Origin of the sequence: Ekhidna sp., from assembly GCF_965247405.1 — a bacterium.
In the GTDB taxonomy this organism is placed as follows: Bacteria; Bacteroidota; Bacteroidia; order Cytophagales; family Cyclobacteriaceae; genus Ekhidna.
In genome coordinates this window covers 3,059,349-3,079,226 of record NZ_OZ252014.1, presented here as the reverse complement: position 1 = coordinate 3,079,226, position 19,878 = coordinate 3,059,349, and the positions used below count along the sequence as shown (strand labels likewise).

The 19,878-nt window shown below is 42.7% G+C and carries 15 protein-coding genes; 7 read left to right on the top strand and 8 right to left on the bottom strand.

From position 1 onward, the window contains the following. Positions 1 to 166: 166 nt before the first annotated feature. From ACP14Y_RS14220 to ACP14Y_RS14210, 3 genes are all read right to left on the bottom strand, one after another. Positions 167 to 1,174: a 3-oxoacyl-ACP synthase III family protein gene (locus ACP14Y_RS14220; protein WP_424963600.1), complete on the bottom strand. Its 1,008-nt coding sequence runs from the start codon at positions 1,172 to 1,174 to the stop codon at positions 167 to 169. A 92-nt stretch (positions 1,175 to 1,266) separates the two neighbouring features. Further along, positions 1,267 to 2,817 (bottom strand): hypothetical protein, encoded by a 1,551-nt coding sequence (locus ACP14Y_RS14215; RefSeq protein ID WP_424963599.1) that lies wholly within the window; start codon positions 2,815 to 2,817, stop codon positions 1,267 to 1,269. Positions 2,818 to 2,882: 65 nt separating this feature from the next. Beyond that, on the bottom strand, positions 2,883 to 3,497 hold the full coding sequence (locus ACP14Y_RS14210; RefSeq protein WP_424963598.1) for a hypothetical protein: 615 nt from the start codon (positions 3,495 to 3,497) through the stop codon (positions 2,883 to 2,885). 85 nt (positions 3,498 to 3,582) lie between these two features. Between ACP14Y_RS14210 and ACP14Y_RS14205 the strand changes: the two genes are divergently transcribed. From ACP14Y_RS14205 to ACP14Y_RS14185, 5 genes are all read left to right on the top strand, one after another. Further along, positions 3,583 to 4,137, top strand: a complete 555-nt coding sequence (locus ACP14Y_RS14205) for an RNA polymerase sigma factor (protein WP_424963597.1) — start codon at positions 3,583 to 3,585, stop codon at positions 4,135 to 4,137. Next, on the top strand, positions 4,130 to 4,645 hold the full coding sequence (locus ACP14Y_RS14200) for a hypothetical protein (protein WP_424963596.1): 516 nt from the start codon (positions 4,130 to 4,132) through the stop codon (positions 4,643 to 4,645). The genes ACP14Y_RS14205 and ACP14Y_RS14200 overlap by 8 nt, the downstream gene beginning before the upstream one ends. Further along, on the top strand, positions 4,617 to 5,678 hold the full coding sequence (locus ACP14Y_RS14195) for a hypothetical protein (RefSeq protein ID WP_424963595.1): 1,062 nt from the start codon (positions 4,617 to 4,619) through the stop codon (positions 5,676 to 5,678). The genes ACP14Y_RS14200 and ACP14Y_RS14195 overlap by 29 nt, the downstream gene beginning before the upstream one ends. Before the next feature lie 113 nt (positions 5,679 to 5,791). Next, complete coding sequence (locus ACP14Y_RS14190) at positions 5,792 to 7,279, top strand: S10 family peptidase (RefSeq protein ID WP_424963594.1); 1,488 nt, start codon at positions 5,792 to 5,794, stop codon at positions 7,277 to 7,279. Between the two features lie 38 nt (positions 7,280 to 7,317). Next, the gene (locus ACP14Y_RS14185; RefSeq protein WP_424963593.1) at positions 7,318 to 8,484 is read left to right on the top strand and encodes a hypothetical protein; all 1,167 of its coding nucleotides are present in this window, start codon (positions 7,318 to 7,320) and stop codon (positions 8,482 to 8,484) included. 1 nt (position 8,485) lies between these two features. Here ACP14Y_RS14185 and ACP14Y_RS14180 read toward each other — a convergent pair whose 3' ends face one another. Next, positions 8,486 to 9,436 (bottom strand): L-threonylcarbamoyladenylate synthase, encoded by a 951-nt coding sequence (locus ACP14Y_RS14180; protein WP_424963592.1) that lies wholly within the window; start codon positions 9,434 to 9,436, stop codon positions 8,486 to 8,488. Between the two features lie 91 nt (positions 9,437 to 9,527). Between ACP14Y_RS14180 and ACP14Y_RS14175 the strand changes: the two genes are divergently transcribed. After that, the gene (locus ACP14Y_RS14175; RefSeq protein ID WP_349564294.1) at positions 9,528 to 9,683 is read left to right on the top strand and encodes a hypothetical protein; all 156 of its coding nucleotides are present in this window, start codon (positions 9,528 to 9,530) and stop codon (positions 9,681 to 9,683) included. On the opposite strand, the gene ACP14Y_RS14170 is transcribed toward ACP14Y_RS14175, so the two are convergent. Genes ACP14Y_RS14170 through ACP14Y_RS14155 form a run of 4 tightly spaced genes read right to left on the bottom strand, consistent with a single transcriptional unit; the run spans position 9,680 to position 18,571 of the window. Further along, positions 9,680 to 12,448 carry a FlgD immunoglobulin-like domain containing protein gene (locus ACP14Y_RS14170; protein WP_424963591.1) on the bottom strand — a complete coding sequence of 923 codons (2,769 nt, stop codon included), beginning with the start codon at positions 12,446 to 12,448 and terminating at the stop codon, positions 9,680 to 9,682. The two genes, ACP14Y_RS14175 and ACP14Y_RS14170, sit on opposite strands and share 4 nt — an antisense overlap. Position 12,449: 1 nt before the next feature. Further along, the gene (locus tag ACP14Y_RS14165; RefSeq protein ID WP_424963590.1) at positions 12,450 to 12,803 is read right to left on the bottom strand and encodes a carboxypeptidase regulatory-like domain-containing protein; all 354 of its coding nucleotides are present in this window, start codon (positions 12,801 to 12,803) and stop codon (positions 12,450 to 12,452) included. An 11-nt stretch (positions 12,804 to 12,814) separates the two neighbouring features. After that, positions 12,815 to 13,405, bottom strand: a complete 591-nt coding sequence (locus ACP14Y_RS14160) for a hypothetical protein (protein WP_424963589.1) — start codon at positions 13,403 to 13,405, stop codon at positions 12,815 to 12,817. Beyond that, positions 13,406 to 18,571 (bottom strand): PKD domain-containing protein, encoded by a 5,166-nt coding sequence (locus ACP14Y_RS14155; protein WP_424963588.1) that lies wholly within the window; start codon positions 18,569 to 18,571, stop codon positions 13,406 to 13,408. It lies immediately after the preceding gene. A gap of 271 nt (positions 18,572 to 18,842) precedes the next feature. Here ACP14Y_RS14155 and ACP14Y_RS14150 point away from each other — a divergent pair, with 271 nt between their 5' ends. Further along, positions 18,843 to 19,871 carry a PorP/SprF family type IX secretion system membrane protein gene (locus tag ACP14Y_RS14150; protein ID WP_424963587.1) on the top strand — a complete coding sequence of 343 codons (1,029 nt, stop codon included), beginning with the start codon at positions 18,843 to 18,845 and terminating at the stop codon, positions 19,869 to 19,871. Positions 19,872 to 19,878 lie beyond the last annotated feature (7 nt).

The following is a 19,878-nucleotide window of genomic DNA, read 5'->3' as shown; positions in this document are numbered from 1 at the left end:
TACGGTTGCTTATACTTTGTTAAGAACAAATTTAACTATTTCAAGTATGTAATTAAAATAATTACAAAAGTTCTTTATATAATACAATTAAATAATTGCTACGACTTAATTAGTCGACAAAAACGTGCGTTTTGTCCAATTCGAAATCAGCAAATAGTATGCATGCCTACCAGTTTATCAGTGCAGAAGCCCAGGTAAATCCGCTTCCAAAAGCAGCCAGACAAATCAGATCACCATCTTTAATTTTGCCTTCCTGAAACGCTTCACTCATGGCTATTGGGATGGAAGCGGCTGTCGTATTCCCATACCTCATGATGTTGTTATACACCTGGTCATCAGAAAGACCCATCTTGCGCTGAACAAACTGGCTTATTCGAAGATTTGCCTGATGTGGAACAAGAAGGTCGATTTCTTCGGGTTTCTTTTGGTTGGTGGCTAGTGCCTCGCCTATTACTTCCATAAACCGGGTCACCGCGTGCTTGAAGACAAAATTTCCATTCATATATGGATAGTAGCTGGAGTCTTCCGGATCATTTTCCGCAATGATCTCCGGTACCCATCTTCCGGTATTAGGCCCTATCAGGGCAAGTTCTTCTGCATGTTTTCCTTCTGAATGAAGATGAGTTGATAGAATACCTCTGTTTGTGTCTTCACTGCGCTGTACTACTGCTGCTCCGGCACCATCTCCAAAAATAACCGTTACTCCTCTTCCACGGGTGGATTTCTCTAAACCACCGGAATGATTCTCAGCACCTATGACCAGGATATTTTTATACATTCCTGTTTTAACAAACTGATCTGCTACGGACAGGCCATAGACAAACCCAGAACATTGGTTTCTCACATCCAATGCACCAATTTCTTTGATGCCCAATTGCTCTTGTACCATTACCCCAGGTCCCGGAAAATAGTAGTCCGGACTAAGTGTAGCGAAGATGATAAAGTCAATATCATCTGGAGTAAGACCAGCATTCTTGATGGCCATCAATGAGGCTTTGGTACCCATGGTCGAAGGGCTATCACCAGAACCCTGCTCGATCCATCTTCTTTCTTTGATTCCGGTTCGCTCAGTGATCCACTCATCACTCGTGTCCATCATTTTGGACAGATCTTCATTGGTCACGACATTATCGGGTACATAATGCCCCAGACCTGCAATTATTGAGTTATACATGCTGTTTATTTTATTCGAATATAAAAAAGCGAAGCTATTATTCAGTCACAAGCTCCGGACTCTTCGACAAAGCCTTACCAGGAAATCGAGGACTAATCGGTGTTCCTCTTTAAAGAGAAATCTTTCAAATATGTGGTACTGACACCTCCTGTTGAGTGAATCTCAAAATCTTCCATTTCAATGATCTCCAGGGTTCCGTCTATTTTAATCTCAACCTTGTAAACATCATCTGCATTGATCATCATCTCATACTGACCTTCATCATCGATGTGAGAGAAAAAATACATATCTGTATACTCCACCGGACGGAAGAAGATTCTCGCATTGGTAATCGGTTCTCCTGTTTCCTCATCCAGCACTCGACCTTTGATCTTTATGGTATGAATCTCCCAAAAGAAGAACATATCATAATCACCAATGGTATGCAATCGATTGGAAGTGAAGTAACCCGACATTTGATCCTTATTGAGTTTAAAGTGTAACTCATCATCCGGAGAATTTACCGGGAAGCCCATATTTTCAGGTTCTGACCAGGAAAATGTTTCCGGATCATATTCTGATTTAAAAATGTCATACCCTCCCATCGTCTCATGCCCGTCAGAAGCAAAATAGAGTGTCATCTCATCCGGACTCAAATAGGGACTATCCTCATTGTATTCGCTATTAATGGTGGTCGCAAACAATTCAGGTCTACTCCAATCACCTGTTTCAGGATTGCGGATGGACTCAAACAAGTCAAGGTTAGGATCCTTCTTTGTACCTACATTTTTAGCAAAAATGATTCGGTCTTCATGCTCATTGATAAAGAAGTGGGAACTTAAGTGTGTGGAAGAAATTTTGCTATCAAATTCTCTTGGAATGCTCCACCCTGTTCTGGTATCTGTTGGCTCACTATAAAATAGATCACCACCCTTATCTGTTCTGAATTGGAATAGACGACCATCTTCGGCCACTACTTCAATATTAGAGTTCTCGCGGGTAAATACACCTACATTGTAGATCACCTCAGGCTCTGACCAGGACCGACTACCCTCATGTTTCGTATGATAAATTTGGAACTGATCTGGATTGCTTTCGTCGCGGTTCGACAAAAAAAGCAACTCCTCATTGTCAGCAAAATACACCGGACTTAATTCAGCATTTTTGGTGTTGATGCCCTTTTCAAGCAGATGTATTTCATAATATTTAGGGTTGTCCATAAACTTCTTTGCGTTTATAGCCCAGTTTGCCCAGCGTCGTGCTTCTTCTAAAATGATATCACTCTTCTTCGCTGGTAGCTTAATGAATTTTCGAAGGGACTCGACAGCCTCCTCGAATTCATATTCTTTCATTAGAATTCGACCTTGCCAGTAATAATAGAATTTATCCCTGCTAGCCATGATTTCCCCATATTCATTGAAAGGCCCCATATCTTCATACTGCGTAATGGAGAGTAACTTGCAGATTTCTATCTTGTATTTGATATCCTCGTAACTGGAATCATACTCCTGGATAGCCTGATACTGTTTCAATGCTTCACCGAACTTCTCATCATAAAAGGTCTCCTCGGCATCAGTATACATTTTGTACAATTGCTGGCCGTGTATATCAGAAAAAACTACGAATGCCAGAATCGCAAAAAACACGCGGAACACTTTCATCATATTTATCACAAATAATTCCTGCACAAGTTTAATTAAATAACCCTAAACGCCTATTAGTAAATAAGTTATTGATTGAAATAGCCAATCCTAACCCCCAACCCAATATAAATACCGGAAAAACTATCTTCAGACAAGCTGGATAAGTTAAGATCTTGCATCTTTTGATAACCAATGCCGAAACATGGTTTTATATATCTGAGTTTCAAAAATTCACCTACAACCCCAAATTTCATCATTGAAAATTTATCCCGTAGAAAATCCTGACCATCCTCCACATTCCTCCAGGTCATATCTCCTTTGTAATATCCTGCATTGACCCACAGCCCAACTTTGTCATTATCAAAAAAGCGGTAGGATACACGTGAACCACCATAGCGATAATTCAGATCAAAGACATTTGGGAAAACCACAAATGTCTGAACAGTCCCCTGAAAGTCGTGGATGGTGAAGTCCAGAGACCAACGTTCATACTGCACGCCTCCCCCTAGCGTGCTTACCAAGTTGTAATCCGGTGAACTTGGCTCAAATGACACCCCTCCAACTGCATAAATACCCAAGTAATAGGGTGGTGGCTCTTTTTCTGTTGTATCAATAGCAGCGGTATCCATGGCAAGGGTATCTATCTCCTGAGACCAGGAAAGAAACGGAATCAATAAAAGAACCCAGAAGAGTTTTTGCATAATTTTAATTCTGATCGGCTAAAATTAACAACAAGATGCAACCCATGTCCCCTTTGCCAGTCTTTACAATGAACTAACCTGAAAATTGGAAGCAAATACGGTAAATATTCACGCCGACCTGATAGCCAGGTGCAAAGATGATGACCGCAACGCACAGTTTGAGATATACAAGCTGTACAATAAAGCGATGTTTAACACAGCACTTAGAATCACAGGTGACGATGATGACGCTGAAGATGTGTTGCAGGAAGCATTTGTAAGCGCATTTCAGCATCTCTCTGGCTACAGAGAAGATGCCTCTTTTGGGGCATGGTTGAAACGTATCGTAATTAATAAAGCGCTGAATCATGTGCAGCGGGTAAAAAAAGATATGATGCTGGCCGAGGACATAAGGGAAGAGGCCAGCGAATATGAACCTGAAAAAACGGAACCTAATTATACCGTTGATCAGGTGAAGCTGGCGATGAGAGCATTGCCATCGGGGTTCCGAACGGTACTATCCCTTTATCTTTTTGAGGGATATGACCATAAAGAAATTAGCGAAATACTGGGCATCACGGAATCAACCTCTAAATCTCAGTATAAGCGTGCTAAAGACAAATTGAAAATGATTATTAAACAGGAGGTAAACTATGGGTGATCAACTGGAGAAATTCATCATGGACAACAGGGAAGCATTTGATACTGCTACACCCACTGATAAAACATGGAGTAAGATCGATCAGCGATTAACCAAAAAAGGATCAGTCTGGCCTTCAATCTGGAAAGTAGCTGCGATGCTTTTCATGGCGTCAACCATCTTTTTGATGATTGACAAAAACACGGATGAAAAGGAAGGGCCGATACTCAGTGAAGAATTCACTCAGGCAGAGGATTATTATGTAACGCTGATTAATCAGAAAAGACAGGCAATTAAAAGTCAGCTTACTCCTGAACAACATGAACAATTTTTGGTAGAGATCGACCAACTCGACTCCATGTATGTGGAGCTGAAGAAAACCTACCAAACCAATGCTTCCAATGACCGGGTAATGGATGCCATGATCAACAACCTGCAGTTGAGACTGGATATCCTGAACAAGCAACTGGACATTTTAGAAAATATCAAAAACCAAAACAATGAAAGCGACATATCTATTGAAATATAAAATGCTGGCATTATGCCTTCTTTTAGCCACGATAGCGTTGGCTGGCGACCAGGATCAGAAAAAGAAATACGTAGAGAAAAACTACAAAGTGAGTGCTACGACCAAACTGAAAATCGAGAACAAGTTTGGCAAGGTAGAGATCAACTCATGGGAAAAGAGTGAGTTTGACATCAAGGTGGAAATAATCGGAAAGGGGAGAAACGAAGAACGTGCGCAGAAAATATTGGATGCCATAGAAGTCGACATTACAGAAAGCAGTGCCGAGATCGTATTTGAAACGGAAATAGAAAACTCTAAAAATAAAAACGAGGAAGGATTTGAGATCAACTACACCGTGTATATGCCTGATCGAAACCCACTGGAAATCAAAAACAGCTTTGGAGATGTAACCATGGGCAACCGTGACAATGACCTGGACATTCAGGTATCCTACGGATCAATGAAGGCAGGTGATATCTCCGGAGATGCGTCCATTAAAGTATCTTTTGGGAGCGGTAGTATTGGTAGAATCAATGACGGAGAAGCAACTATCAAATACAGCAATTTTGAAATTGATGGTGCTAATATTCTTGATCTTACACAGGGGTTTTCAGATGTTGAAATTGGCGAGGTTGGAGATTTAGAGCTGGAAAGCAAATATGGGAAAGTAGAAGTTGAAAAAGCAGACAAAGTAGATGCGGATGCTCATTTCACTGGATTTGAAATCGAAGAGCTAACGGGAAGCTTGGAACTGGACTGCAGCTACCTGGGAGATTTTAGAATAGAAAAGCTCGCCAAAACATTTACTCAGATCGATATTGATGGAAAGTTTGGCTCTTATGAAATCGGTCTGGAAGAAGGGCTAAATGCAGACATCAACGCCGAGTTCTCTTTTGCAGACCTGAAAGTCTCATCGAATGTAGACGCCACTTTCAACTATCGGGTTAAGGAATCCAACCGAAGTACATACAAAGGAAAAATAGGAAAGGGTGATCCAAACAAAATGATCCGAATTGATTCCAGCTATGGAAATCTTAGACTCAAGATGGACTAAACCTCAAAATAACAACTGACCGAAAGACATGCTCATTTACCGAGTGTGTCTTTTTTGTTTTCAAGCCCTGAAAACTTTGGTAGATTCACTACAAAATCAAAATTCAATCTATCATGAAGAGCATACTCACCATTTTCTCTTTCTTAATAATTTCCTCCCTTTTCGCGCAGGATCGGTCCATTCCTGCTGATGAAACAATCACCACTACTCATCAGGTGACAATAAAGGGCAAGTCCGTTCCATATAAAGCAACTACGGGGACACAACCTGTTTGGAATGAGAAAGGTGAAGCCATTGCTGCGGTCCACTTTACCTACTACGAGCGTTCCGATATTAGAAGCAAAAACACCCGTCCTCTCCTTATCTCCTTTAATGGTGGACCTGGCTCTGCGTCTGTCTGGATGCACCTCGCCTACACCGGACCAAAGATCCTAAAAGTGGATGAAGAGGGTTTTCCGATCCAGCCATACGGAGTGAAAGACAATCCCAATTCCATTTTAGATATGGCGGATATTGTGTTCGTAAACCCGGTGAATACCGGATACTCCAGAATCTTAGATACCGAGAATACGGACCGTGAATTCTTCTTTGGAGTAAATGAAGATATCTCGTACCTCGCAGACTGGATCAACACATTTGTAACTCGCATGAATCGATGGGAATCACCAAAATATCTAATCGGTGAAAGCTATGGAACCACCCGTGTTTCCGGTCTTGCTCTGGAGTTGCAAAATCGTCAATGGATGTACCTCAATGGAGTGATCCTGGTCTCTCCAACTGAGCTCGGCATTCATAGCGGGCAAGGACGAAGAGATGGTCCATTGGGCGCTTCATTAAGAGTGCCCTACTTCACAGCGGCAGCCTGGTACCATGAAAAGCTTCCTCAGGACTTGCAAAGCAAGGACTTGCTTGAGGTTTTGAATGAGGCTGAAACGTATGCTGTTCAGGATTTAATGCCAACGCTGGTGAAAGGAGGCTTTGTCACGAAAGAAGAAAAAGAACAAGCCGCTAAAATGATTGCCCGATATTCCGGTATTTCTGAAAGAGTAATTCTACAATACAATTTGGATGTGCCTACCTCTTTCTTCTGGAAGGAACTTCTGAGAGAAGAAGGTTATACTATTGGACGATTAGATTCACGTTACAAAGGAATAGACCGTACGGATGGTGGCGATCGACCTGATTTCAACTCTGAATTAACCAGCTGGTTGCATGCCTTCACCCCTGCAATCAATTACTATTACAAGAATGTGCTAGACTATCAGACAGATGTCAAATACAACATGTTTGGCCCAGTGCATCCATGGAATAGGGATGGCAACAATACGGGAGAGAATCTTCGACAGGCCATGGCTCAAAATCCTTACCTACACGCGATGATCCAAAGTGGGTATTATGATGGTGCCACCAAATACTTTGATGCGAAATACACCATGTGGCAAATTGATCCAAGTGGAAAACTGAAAGATCGACTTTCCTTTCGGGGATATCGAAGTGGACATATGATGTACCTTCGAAATGAGGATCTGATCAGCAGTAATGATCATCTCAGAGAATTCATACAAAAAAGTCTGCCAGGAAATAAGTCGGCAAAGTACTAAAGCAATTTTTTCACATACTGACACGTTGCTGAAATTGAATGAGAATCAATTTAATCCTTTCAATATTTTTTCTATCCGTTGGGGGGTTCATCATCGGCCAACCCTCCACTCATATTCGTTCGATCAGTGTTGAGGCGGATAATAACTTCGATGGTTTCGAACTAATAGAACCGGATAGCAATCAGTTGTTCGTGCTTGCAGAGCATTGGCACAATATCCAAAGTGTGCCTAGGGCGACCATGAAGGTGCTCAGATACCTACACCAAAATGCCAATGTTCGGATTTTAGCGATCGAACAAGGTGCAAGCGTAGCGTATATGATCAATGACTATCTGAAATCAGGGGATACTACTAAACTTCGGCAAATAGCCCGAAATACCATGTTTTGGGGAAAAGAGAACTGGCAGTTTTTCGAGGACCTCTATGCATTCAATCAAGCGCTAACCGAAGATGATCGTGTTTTTGTTGAAAGCATTGACATTGAATACAAAATGGAATCAGCCATTTTCGTCATCAATCAACTGATCGGAGATAAAGAAATTCCTAAAAGCCTGGAATCAACCGTTGGTGCTTTCAAACAGATATTTGAAAATACAAGGGAACATCGTGAAAAATACCAGGGTCTTTCTGTGATGTACTATTACGATCGTGATGTGGTAGAAAGCCTGGTGCTGATGACGATTGAAGAAATGGAGCGAAAAAGTGATGAATATACCAGCTTCTTCGGAGAAGATTTTGTTCGGTTTGCAACCATGATCCTTGAGATGGATGATGGTCTCACCTTTGATTATACCAACCCGAACAATAATTACAAATTTCGAGATCGGTTGATTTACAGAAAGTTTGAATCGCTTATCGAAGACTATCCTGAAACAGGGACCTTATGCGTAATTGGTATGCGCCACGCTACCAAAGGATCATCAATTTATAAACTGGATAAACTTTCTTTTTCTCCGCTCTATGGCAAAGTATCAATCATCAAGATCTCAGCGCTTTTTAATAAAATGATCATTTCCAGCGACCTGAAGCGCCTCAATTTCAATTATCCGAATCAATTGAGAAAAAACAGTGCTACACTCATTCGCCACTCAGAAGATGATGCTGCATTACGTTCATCCAAGGACTTTGATTATACACTTTTCATCAATAGTAATGGTGAAATCACCCCTTTTGAAAAAGTGTACAAAAGGGAATATGGTGAATGATTTAAACAGCCGCTCTTCTCAGGCGATCATTAATAGCTTTTCCAAGCCCTTCCATAGGGAGAAATTCCGAGAGAATAACTTTGATATGTGATTGATCCATTTTTCGGAGAGCTGAAAAAATATTTCGAGCCGCCTCATCCAGATCACCAGAGGGAGACAGTACCACCTGATTCTTCTCTGGAACATCATATGTCTCCATAAAAGATAACACTCCAGTTGTTTCTGGATTTCGCTCTTTTAGGTTTTCCGATATGTCTCCAATGATCATTTTCCTTCCCGGAGAGTAGTGGGACTTCAACATACCCGGTGCAGCGGGATTAGAGCTCTCGTTAACCTGAATTTTAACTTTTCCGACAATCTCCTCTATCGCCTCCACCTTTGTCCCACCAAGTCGGTAAACAACCACATCGCCTCCATCAAATCCCACAATGGTGGACTCTAATCCAATATGACATGGACCACCATCTAAAATATATGGAATCTTATCACCAAGTTGGTCTTCAACGTGTTGTGCTGAGGTAGGAGAAACATACCCAAAGGGATTGGCGCTTGGAGCAGCAAGTGGAAACGCCAATACTGATAAAAGTTCTAAAGTCAACGGATGATCAGGGATTCGCACTGCTACCCGATCAAGGCCTGAGGTAAGTAAATCTGGAACCGATGCTTTTTTATTCAGTAGAATCGTCAACGGGCCAGGCCAAAAGGCATTAGCCAGTTCATAGGCCTTGGATGGTATTTGCAAAACCAGACCTTCAATTTTATTCAGTGAATTCGTATGAGCGATCAAAGGATCAAACTTCGGGCGATTCTTCACCGAATAAATTTTGAGAATGGCATCCTCATTCAATGCATTGCCTGCCAGACCATAGACAGTCTCCGTCGGCATGCCTACTACCTCACCATTTTCCAGCAATTGTTTTGCCTTTGATATGTCTTTGCCAATTTCAGCCACGATCTTAAAAATCTAAAAACGCAAAGATGAATGAACGATTTGAATTTGTCATGTGGCATTGAAATACTTATTTTAGTCTAAAACCTATACCATGACAAAAAGCACAAGAAACACATTAAGAATAGCATCATTTATCCTGGCAATATTGATCATACTTATGGATTTGGGGGTGATACCAAACATCATCAATTATCACTTTTGGGTGATGGTAATTGCCTACTTTCTGTTGGTATTGAGCCTGCGCTAGCGACGGAGTATTAATCTTCCTGTTTTAGATTCACCTCTGTATCTAACCCGATAGTGGTATATCCCATTTGCTAAGGGGAAACCAGAAGGAGTAGTTCCATCCCATGCCACCGTGTTTGGCCCTGTGTATTGTGGCCCCCATAAAATGGTGTTCACCAGGGCTCCACTGGCAGTCAGAATATCAATTCGGACATCTCCATCTTCAGGGATGGAGTATTGAATAGTGGTGCTCTCCTGAAATGGATTAGGATAAGCAGCAAGAAGCTGAAAGCTATTCCCCTGATCTGGCTCTGTTTCAATTGGTTTGAAATCACTGACTTGTGAGGAGTAAACGCCGTTTCCATGAGTTGCGATAACCAGCCTTCCATCACTGGCTCTATAATCCATCATGGTAACAATGGAGCTACCAATTAGGCCGGATGATTCCTTAATCCAGGTGGTTGTAGTGGAAAGGTTATTGGCTGAATAAAGACCGACACTGGTGCCTACAAAAACCTGATACCCGGAATTGGTTGGAACAATCTCTGCCCAGCGAATACTGGGTCCATTACCTGATCCATCTGGGTTTTCCTCCAGATTTCCGCTCACATCCACAAACGTCTCTCCTCCATCTATACTTTCAAAAATCGACGGAACATTGTAGCTAGAAAAAACGACGATCACATGGTCTTGATTTTCCGGATTAACTGAAATACTTGAAACGTATCCATTGGTTAACGAGTCTAGCTTTACAACCTCAAAGTTGAATGACTCACCTGCATTGTTCAATCTGAACAATTCTCCTGATGCCGTTCCGAAGTAAACCTTTTCCCCATCTTTTGAAATTTCGACAGCACTGATTAATCCATCCCCAACGGGTTCATCTGTAACCCTCTCCCAACCAAGGCTGGTTGGCGTCTGTGATCCTCCTGGTATTTGACTCACATTCGGATGAAAATATAAGTGGTTTCCACCCGCACAAAACATTCTGTTTTCATTGGTTGGATCTAGTGTGAATGGATTTACAAATAAGTATAATGAGCCAGCCTCCTCTACCAGACCACCGGGATCCACACGTCCAAATGAAGTGAGCTCAAAATCTTCATTTAAGGTAAGTCTTAATGTCTGACCTCTCTGAAAAGAGGCAAACCAAAGCGCATTGTTTTGAGTGGTGGCTGCATACCCACCATCTCCACCAATTACAGCGCTCCAGGACAGGGTGCCATTCGGAGCGAGATCGGTTCCATTATCCTGCATGCCTCCGATGAGCGTTTGATCACCGGGGACTTTCGACTGGGCTATCGTAAAAAACTGCGAGGTTACAAATCCATCATTTCTACTTTGCCACACTACCGAATCTGCGTCAATGTCTTCTGTCCGAATTAATCCCCCGTCGCTGGCAGACAATGCAACATCGGGGTTGCTTGGTAAAAAGAGTAATTCGTGCTGATCCGGATGATGGTTCTCATACGGTTTGGTTTTCCCTCCGGGATCATACCCCCCAATCCACTTGATATTTCCCTGTGTTCGGAAGCCATCGGTAGAACGGTAGAGGTTTGTGGCTCCTATAAAAACCAGGTCTGCATCTTGTGGGTGCACACGAATCATCATATTGTAAGATCCCTGGGTATCAATGTCTCCCAACGTTGCTTCGAAATCAGGAATTTCTCGCGGTTCCGGATCAAATCCATTGATTCGTCCCGGACTATTGATCAATGACAATCTGTGCTCAAGAATAAATATTGGATTAGAATCCAACATAAAATAGGCAATATCTGGGTTGGAAGGACTGGTGCCAATCACCACACGTCGATATTGTGACTCATTTGTTAAGGGAGTGATATTATCCCAGTTTTGGCCATCAAGGGAATAATACAATCCCGCGTCAGGTGAAACATCGTCAGTGGGTGATTCGGTAGAAAGACCGGCATAAAAAACATTATTATTTGATCGCTCAAGGGATGTATAAAAAGAAGCACTCACTTCATTGAGGTCTATAGACTCATCCAGTCCGAAAAGCTCTTGTCCTATTTCGACTTCCCAGGTATTCCCTCCATCCACCGAGCGAAGGATTCCTCCAAAGGCAGCTACAAGCACTTCATCTTCTGCCAGGTTGTCTGGATTTATTTCAATATCCCAGATGTATTGGAATTGACTATTGAATACGTTGGGATCTGAATCCTGAGTGGAAGGAATGAGATTCCATGTTTCTCCATTGTCCGTTGATTTGTAAATACCATCTCCACGAAAGGGCGCACCACCTCCACGAGCTGAATTTCCAACGATTTCACCTGTACCATGATACCAGGTATCCTCCCTTCCCGGACGAGTATCCTGCACGATACAGGTCACACTATTTCGATTCTCGGGATTGGATTTTCTGACCCAGGTAATCCCTCCATCAGTACTTTTCCAGATTCCTCCAGATACACCGCCGGCAATGATCATGTTTTCGTCCCTTATGTCGAAAGCTACCGCACGGGTCCTACCTCCAACATTATCCGGACCCTCTGACTCAAAGGTTAGCTGTTGCGTTCGTAAGCCTGCCGTCTGTCGAGTGAGGAATTGGTCAAACTGAAGTTCCGCTTTTCGGATATTAAAGGGAATTTCTCCTGTGGATGGATCAGCTGTTAGCATCTGCTGGTATTCCAACCGACCCATTAAATCTTCTCTACCAACTATTTCTGAAAGATCGTCCTTGACTTCAAAAGTGTATTGCGGAGCAAAGACAGATACTGAATCTCCAACGAGGAGAACGAAAAGAAGAGCAGCTAGATGTTTTTTCAACCTATTCGATTACCGTATTGACTTTGTTAATTCTTCCTTCTGAAAGTTCTCCAGTCTTCACGCCCTCTCCATTGTTATTCATGTCTTCGAATTTAGCCTCCACAAAGTAGGCCATTGGTTTAACTTCTTTGAAGGTCACACGTCCTTTCTTATCGGTCTTTAATGTGGCTATTGCATTTTCACTTGCCAAATAGTCTTTTTCCGTTTCGTAAATTGAGACAGTAGCCCCTTCGACGAAGTTTCCAAGTCTATCTATGACCGTCACTCGCAGTTTGGTTGGGAGCAATTGAGCCTCTGATTTATTGAATGCTGATGATCCCAGCAGTATTACAGCAATTAATGTAAGTACTCTCATAATTGTAATTTCTAGTTCTTTAGTGAAAAAATATGTTGGGCTAAATCCTCAAAATTCTGAGCCTCTTTATACTTTCGATCAGGATACGAATTTGCGATAAGTTTGATGCGTGTTGGCTCATCATTTTCTTCAATGTATTCTATCTGCACATTACCGAACTTCTGATCGATTGGTTCCACAAATCCTCGTTTGGGTTTCAGATAATGCATCTCTTTTGACTCTACCACCCCACCTTTTTCCTGCAGCGTGTGTCGGCTAAGCACTAATCTGTAATCAAGCTTTTTGACCTGATCAGCCAGATAGTCAAACAAAAACCGGTAACTGCTTTTTCCATATTTGGCCTCATAGCTGATAGCAAAACCATTGCTGTAAGTGGATTCGAGTAGCAGAATTTGAGGATCCTTGTCCAATCCCTGCTTGCTCCACGCATAAGATTCCCACAGATCATTGATAAACTCCATACACGTATCTGATGTCTTCCATGCATGGAATCGATCCAGGAATGATTGACTCCTTTTTATGATCTCATTGACAAAAATCTTCGTGGGTGTCTTCTCTGATTTCCCAAACAGTCGATTATATATGTAATCAAAATAACTCATCTATCTAATAAGTGTAACAGAGCCATATTGTTCGATGGTTCCTAAATCAGGAGCCAGTGAACTCGAAAATTTCATGATATACGCGTATGTCCCCGGAGGAAGCAATTTGCCTTTGTAGATGCCATTCCATCTGAAATCCTGATTATTTGAAGTGAACACCAGTTCCCCCCATCGGGTGTATATCAGTATCTCAAACGTATCTACATAGTCATTCGGAAAAACAAAGAATTCATCGTTTACACCATTTGCATTGGGTGAGAACGCATTGGGAGCAAAAATGACCGGACGACAATCCTCAACAACCTCTACCCTATCAGTAACACAGGTAAATCCATTGTATAGGGTTACCTCATAAGTTCCCGCTGTAGATACATTCAGCACCTGACTGGTAGATATGACCGTATTATCCGGGAGCAATCTCCACTCGTAAGTATTGAAAATACCCGGATCAAGATCCACGGTAGGATCAGTGGCATCAGCCGTGCAATAAGTGGCTCTCTCTGGAAGAAGCAAGTCTTCCGGGTTAATTGGAACCACTGCTACATCCAGTGCATCGGTAGCTGTACATGTCCCGGATTCATTGGTAGCAGTGACCGTGTATCTGCCTGATTGTGTGACTGTTAAAAGCGAATCAGAATCCGATAAAACCGTCCCAGTGGCATCCTGCCACTCATAAGTCACCGATGGATTGAAATAGTTGGTGGTAGCGATTAAAAAGACATTTCCATTGTTGTCACAATCGGGCTCCAATGCAAGTGTAACTTCAAACTCCGGTTGAATCTCTACGTTGGTATCTCCTGAGGTGACCTCACATCCGGTAAATTGATCCGTTACTGTGACACTGTAAGTTCCAGAGGTTGTTACTGTCCGCTGCATGGCCTGGCCCCCATCGTTCCAGTTGTATATATAGCTTCCACTTCCGTTAGTTACGTTTGCCACCAGTGTGACCATTCCTTCACATGGATCGCCATTGACTACCACATCCACCACAGGGTCTCCATTGAAATTTACCACTATGTCTTCTATTCGATCACAAAAGCCAGCAGCTGAAGCAGTCACTCTATAAGTTCCGGGTTGATCAACTTCAACAGAGGTACCAATAGCTGGAGGTGAGACAAAATTCCCATCCAAGGTAGACCATGCATAACTAACACCAGGAGTACCACCATCGGTGATTACTACTTGTCCTGAAGCCCCACATATTTCCTGGATTGCATCAAAGGTGAAGGCCGGCTCAGGGTCAGGATTAATTGTAATCTGCTCAGTCTCTACACAGTTCGGTGGGTTATTATCCGTGACCTGAACAAAGAAGGTTCCGGTATTTAAGCCTGCTATAACTAATGGATCAACCGTATCAGTTCCACTGGCAACAACCACTCCATTCTGATTCTGAATTTCATAATCGTAGCTAGCCGGTAAAGTTGGTGTCGTCCCTGATATTGTCAACTCGACATTACCATCACAATTACCAGTGCTTGAAACAGTTAATCCAAAGGTTCCCGGATCCTCAATCTGCACGACTTCTCTATATGTACAGCCTGTGACTAGATTGGTCACAGTTAGATTATAATTACCAGGAGACAACCCAGTAATTGTAGGAGCTGCTCCCGGACCATCAAAATTCGCAGGTCCAAATGCAGTAGGTCCAGCCAGTTGGTAGGAATAGCTTCCAGCTGCATTAAAATTGATATCTATTGTGCCGTCATCGTTTCCACATCCTGTTGTTGGATTTACTGTTACGGTGACATCCGGCTCTTCCAAAATCGTGACCTGAATTGTGTCCCTGCCGATACAACCGAAGGAATTTGTCACCTCCACCGTGTATTCAAATACACCAGCAGTGGTTGTATCAATATCAAACGTTCGATTCGTTCCTAATACGACCCCATCTATGGCCCAGGAGTATGTAGCCCTTGCAACCTGTGCATCAAGTGTCTGGGTTGGATCATTCTGACAAAGTGTTCGATCTCCACCCAAGTCAATCGCAGGCCTTGCATCAGCCAAAAATACCTGAAGCGTATCTGAGGTACAGCCCGTAACTGTATTGATAATCGCCACATCAATGATGGCTGGTTCGGAAACTGTGATCTCACGTGTGGTCTGCCCTGTACTCCAGTAATAATTGAAATCAGAATTGTCTGTTGGCCAGGCTGTTAAGACAATCGGCTGATCACAAAGCGCCGTATCGGTAGGTACTGTCGGGTTTTCAGGAATATTATTGATAGTGATCGTTTGAGTAAGTGTAGTATCCGTATCGCATCGATTACTCAAGACCAACTGCACGTTATACGTCCCCGGGCTATCATACGTGTGTGTGGTATCCTGCACCGCGGCAGAGGTTCCATCCCCAAAAATCCAAAGGTAATTTTCTATCGAGTTGTTTGGATCCCTGCCCACTGCTGAAAAGGTAGACTCCTGTCCAGCACAGCCTGCAGTCACAATCATACTGGGTACCTGCTGAGGGGGAGATTGATTCTGTGCGAAGTTTGGTAAGCCAAGGCGACTGATCCTACCGGAAAGATCGAAACCCGTTGCATTGAAGCTAGCTCCTGCATCGTCACCATCTGGTGAATTGATCGTTCCCAATGTACCAGAATTGTCTACTGCCATATAAATAGTACCATCCGGACCTAGCTGCAATGCTCCATAGTCTGCGCCTTGCGGGTAACCATCAAATTTCGTTGCTTCGATATCTCCTACAGGATCTGCAGAATTTAGGCTATCGAGATCGTATTGAATGAGTTTGGAAGCACCCGAAGAAGTAGTTAAGTAGAGCCTTAAACCACCCGGTGAAAACTCCATTCCGTAGAGGTCACTTTCCCCGGTATCAATCAAACGTGGATTTGAAACTTCACCCTGGTTGATATCCAAAATCTCCACCTGATTCGTCCCCGGAATATTCACAGCAATCTGATTCAGCGTTGGTGAAATCTTCATGTATCCGGTAGCACTCAATTCTTGCATAAAATCATGCACTTCTCCTGATGGAGAAAAAATTGCACCACTCAAACCTCCTGGACCTGTTTGATAGGCCCGGAACGTATTATTTCCAAACTCATGCGCCACAATGAGGTCATTTCCTGTAAAACCCGAGCCAGTTATCCGCTCGGTACTATTCTCCATGAGCTTAACATTTTTTACAATTACCGCACCTCTGGCAGCATCTTCCTTCATGTCTACAATGGAATATCTAAGTGCATACTCATCATCACCATAAACCTGTTCGGTGGTCAAGATGTAAAACATGGTCTGATCGTCGGCAAAGGGCATGATCAATGAGTTTTGTGCCGATCGTTCGTCCCCACCTATTGTATCTCCGTTTACCATCACATCATGTTCTTTGTTCCAAACGGTATACCCATTTGTGTAGAAAAGCAGATCTCCATTCACATCAGAAATGGTCGCACATCCCTCTAGTGCATCCTGTTGGTTGGCGTCAAGAATAGCGATTGGGCCATTGGTAAATTCGATACCTGCCTGCTCTCCAAAATACCACTGATTTGAAGTTTGATTAGAAACCCCATATTCTAATACTTCGATATCATCAAAACCTGTACAGCCCGTAGCATCTGTCACTTCCACCCAATACGTGCCTGTTGTATCCACATCTATGGTTTGAGTGATCGCTCCTGTGCTCCAGACAAATGATTGACCTGTACCGGCATCTAATGTCAAAATTTCATCCACACAAATGGTGGTATCATTGCCGAGATCAACCATTAGGCTGTTTGTGAGAATTTCCACAGGCTGAGTGATCGTTTGTGTAATGCCGTTCACTTCGGCTGTTAAGCTTACCATGTATCCGCCGGCAGCCTGGTACTGATAATTTGGTATCCACCCATTGCTTCCACCTCCATCTCCAAAGTCCCAAATAAGGTTATTTGGAACCGGCTCCACTACCGGAAAGAATTTTGTGATATTGGTCTCACAACTGTCGATCCAGTAAAAATTAAGCGTATCAAACGTAAAGTTGTACCCGGGGGTAAACTCCGGAAACTGCCTTGAATTGAAATCATCAGGAAAAACAATCGTTTGGTATTGAACAGAGTCAATGATACTGTCTGGTTGATTGATGCGACCCAGATTAAAAGAAGCTCCGTTGGTAGATTGATACAAATGGTAAATGCGATTATCCGGTGCTCTTTTCAAACCATAGCTTCTGAAAATTGAAGCAGGAAGAATTGGATTGACAGTTTCAGTAGTGTCATTGAAATCCAGCTGGTAGAGCTGACCGGTGGTACCACTGCTTCCAAATCTTGAAATATAAAGTTTGGAGCCATCAGACGACCATTCTACATCATAAATAGATTCTCCAGCATCGTCATTAAAGCCTGTTCCCGTCAGTGTCCGATCAAAAGTTGGAATACCAGTGGCAGGATCAAAATCCATCAACCACAAGTTTCTATTGGTACGCCGAGGGGCCATCACTAATTGAGATGAATCCGCATTAAAAGCAAAATGTGCCGCTTCAAAACCCGGTGTGGAGCCGTCAGTAAAATCATAATTTGTTGTTGCTCCAATTCCTCCTCCATCGATTCGTGTTACCTCGATTTCAAATGTGGTTCTGTTTTGAGATATCAGCCAGAAAAGGGCTCCATCACCTGATGGTATCATCAGCATTCCTTCTGCTGGATCAACCAACCCTGTTGGTGTATTTGTTGACGTTACATCACCATATGGGAATTGTGCGGTTCCATTTCCAGATATGGTTGCATCCACGATGGTGTATTGAATTTCGTTTGGTGCTGCCGCTCCTGAATTAGTGAACAAATAATACTGCCCAGGATTATCAGTAACAGGACAAGTGACAACCGGAACATTGATGGATGAATTTCCTGACAGTCCCGCCCCTCCGGGAAGAATGGTATGTGAAATATCATATACATCCACACCATCCGAATAAAAAAGCAGGTTTCCTGTAAACTGATCCGTAATCGTTACTGCACCTGCATTGCCAAAAGGAGTCGCTTGATCGGTCTGTAAGTAAACATCTCTCCCGTTTCTGTCAAACACCAGGTTTTCCGCTGAATTACCAAAATACCACCTGGTCTCTGTAACATCCTGAGCAAGTAGGGTAGTCGAAAAGAAAAATAACAGGACAGGAATAAGCACCCTGCTCATTACAGAGTTATAGGGGGGATGAATCATGAAAAAGTCCTTATTCATACACAACACTTCGTAAAAATACTTTTAACCCGAATATTTCGAGGCTTAATACTGAATAATGTAAGCAACTTTGAACGATGATGTGTCATATTCCAATAGTCGAATGTTTTTATTTAAAATTTCAACGTACTGATCAGCGTTACATTACCTAAATAAGTCAGCAAATATTAAACCAGACCAATTATTTCAAAACAGTGAAAAGTATTGTCAGGATGGATCGAATTGCTTTAATTGTTATAATTTGCTCAACGATTTTAATCATACATTTTGCATGATCCGAAAGGTATTTATCATTCTTGTAATCTTCGGTACGTACTGTCAGGAAAACACTTTGCAGGCGCAAGACCCTCAGTTTTCCCAGTATTATGCAGCACCGCTTTATCTCAACCCAGGACTGGTAGGAATCAATCAGAAAGGGAGAATGGGAATAAACTACCGAACGCAGTGGCCAAATCTGGATGCTAATTTTGAGACTTTTTCAGCCTATTTCGATTATCATTTTGAGGATTACTACAGCAGCGCTGGGGTGATATTCACTCGAGATCGTGAAGGGATTGCAGGACTAAGCTCCACCTCTATTGGGCTACTTTATGCGTATCAGGTACAGCTTAACTACGAATGGACTTTTCGCCCGGGTGTGCAGGCATCCTATTATTTCAGGGACTTAAATTTTGACAAGCTGACCTTTGGTGACCAGTTTGATAATACCGGCCAGGTTCGGCCAACGACCGGGGAAACTTTTAACACGGGTCTAAATGCACGATTCTTTGATCTTGCTTTCGGAGGAGTGCTATATAATCCTGCTTTATGGATTGGGGCATCCATGCATCATGTGTTGGAGCCTAACCAAAGCATAGCGGGTGGTGATGCGCCACTCCCAAGGAAATTCTCCATCCACGGAGGTTACCGTATTCCGTTAAATCCTGGTACGACAAAAACAGGAATTGGTGAGCGAAGCATCACTCCAAGCTTTAACTACCGAACGCAAGGGGATTTTGATCAGTTGGATGTGGGTGCATACTTCACGATCAATCCGATATTGGTAGGACTTTGGTATAGAGGGTTGCCGATCAAAAATACCGATGGGGTGGTGAATAATGAATCACTCATATTCATGATCGGGATGCAGACTAACCGAACCACTTTTGGCTACAGTTTCGATTATACGCTCTCCGATCTTGGCATTGGTACCGGAGGAGCCCATGAAATAAGTATTGCCTATTCATTCAGCCTGGGCGATCCATTAAAGCCTGCTGCAGATGTTCGAAGACTGAAGTGTCCAATTCCGTTTATTTTTTAACAACATT